The following is a 727-nucleotide window of genomic DNA, read 5'->3' on the forward strand; positions in this document are numbered from 1 at the left end:
ATTTAAGAATTACTTACTTGCTACTTTTAGACCTGCGTTTACATCAACGATGTCTTGCTCGCTTAGCGTACCAACTGCTTGACGAAGCTGAAGGACACTTAGGATGTAGTTGTAACGAGCGTCTGAAAGGTTTTTGTTTGCATCGTACAGACGACGAGTTGAATCTAGTACGTCAACGATAGTACGAGTACCCACATCAAAACCAGCTTCTGTCGCTTCTAGAGCTGACTGAGCAGAAACAACAGATTGCTCGTAAGCGCGTAGCGCACCAATTGAAGCGCTGATGTTGTTGTTGAATGCACGTACGTCTTTTACAACGCTTCGGTAAGTCGCTTCTAGATCTTCACTTGCTGCAACGTAGTTGTACTCAGCCTGTTTGGTCAAAGAAGTTGTGTTACCACCCGTGTATAGAGGAACAACTAAGTTCAAACCAATGTTCAGGTTGTCTGCATCGTAATCGTTTTGGCTGTTAGAGCTGTCAGTCTGCTCTGAAAGACCATAGCTACCATCTAGCGTTAGGCTTGGCAGGTGACCAGAGCTTGCTAGAGAGATGTTGTCTTTTGCTACGTCTTGAGAGATACGCGCAGCTAGTAGGCTAAGGTTCTTTTGCTCGGCTTGTTCAACAAGAGCAGTTGCCGACTCAGAAGATTTGCTCGCTGAGAAGCGGTCAGTATCTAGGATGCTTAGGTTAGAGTGTTCTTGACCTGTAATCTCACGTAGACCTTCG

At 45.5% G+C, this 727-nt stretch carries 1 protein-coding gene; it reads right to left on the reverse strand.

Annotated elements, in window-relative coordinates:
• Positions 1-9: 9 nt before the first annotated feature.
• Positions 10-727: TolC family protein (locus tag BCT81_RS21225; protein ID WP_198596941.1), on the reverse strand; the 718-nt coding region annotated here is incomplete at its 5' end.

The organism is Vibrio sp. 10N.261.52.A1, assembly GCF_002876325.1.
Taxonomy (GTDB): Bacteria; Pseudomonadota; Gammaproteobacteria; order Enterobacterales; family Vibrionaceae; genus Vibrio; species Vibrio chagasii.